General features: G+C 69.4%; 1 protein-coding gene. It reads right to left on the reverse strand.

Annotated elements, in window-relative coordinates; translation table 11 throughout:
• Positions 1 to 555: helix-turn-helix transcriptional regulator (locus F6S12_RS32750; protein ID WP_315869991.1), on the reverse strand; the 555-nt coding region annotated here is incomplete at both ends.

A 555-nucleotide genomic window follows, 5' to 3' on the forward strand; every position in this document is an offset into this window, starting at 1 on the left:
GGCGCGCACTTCGCTGGCGGTGCAGCCGAACCGCTGGCGAAAGTGCCGGGCGAACTGGGCCTGGTCGGCAAACCCCCAGCGCGCGGCCAGCTCGCCGATCGACAGGCGGCAGTGGGCGTCGCGCAGTTGGCGGTGCACGGCGCAAAGGCGCTGCTGACGAATCCATTCGCCCAGGCTGAAGGGGCTGTCGGCAAAGAGCTTGTGCAGGTAGCGCAGGGAAATGCCACAGGCGCTGGCGATCTGCCTGGGGTTGAGCTCCGCCGAGCCCAGGTGCTGCTCCACGTAGCTTTCGATGCGTTGCAGGTGCAGGGCGGCGAGGCTGGAGCTTTCACTGCTGAGCACCCGTTCGTCCTGGCGCAGGGTCAGCAGCAGGGTCGCCAGGGCCTGTTCCAGCAGCATATGCCGCGCCGCCGGGGCGCATTCGTCGAAGCGCGCGGCGCACATGGCCAACTGGTCGGCGAAGATCCGCCCCAGGCCGCGCCGGGCATCGAAACAGAAACGGGTGTAGCGCTCGGCGCCGCGCAACTGGCCGTGCAGGGCCTGCTCCGGCAGCTT

Source organism: Pseudomonas sp. JV245A, from assembly GCF_032424515.1.
GTDB classification, from domain to species: domain Bacteria; phylum Pseudomonadota; class Gammaproteobacteria; order Pseudomonadales; family Pseudomonadaceae; genus Aquipseudomonas; species Aquipseudomonas protegens.